The sequence below is a fragment of the Niastella populi genome (assembly GCF_002078015.1).
Taxonomy (GTDB): domain Bacteria; phylum Bacteroidota; class Bacteroidia; order Chitinophagales; family Chitinophagaceae; genus Niastella; species Niastella populi.
This window is the reverse complement of record NZ_LWBP01000128.1, coordinates 1-263: the sequence shown is the minus strand read 5'-3', so window position 1 is coordinate 263 and position 263 is coordinate 1. Positions and strand designations below refer to the sequence as shown.

Here is a 263-nt window from a genome sequence, read left to right as displayed (position 1 = left end):
GGTGGTGCTGGAAACAGCCGGATTGACAGTAAGCACCAATGTGGCTACAGAGTCGCAACCGGCCGCACTTGTCAGGGTTACATCGTAAGACCCGGCAGCATTATAAGTATTGCCATTCCATGTATAAGGCAATTGACTAGCGCATACTGTCACTTCGGTGGTGCTGGTAACAGCCGGATTGATTGATAATAAAAGTGTAGCAATTGAATCGCAACCAGCGGCACTGGTGAGTGTTACATCGTAAGAACCGGCGGCATTATAAG

1 protein-coding gene is annotated in these 263 nt (G+C 48.7%); it reads right to left on the bottom strand.

What is annotated here, in order from left to right; translation table 11 throughout:
* Positions 1-263 (bottom strand): hypothetical protein (locus tag A4R26_RS34910; RefSeq protein WP_165760245.1); only part of this gene is annotated, 263 nt, incomplete at both ends.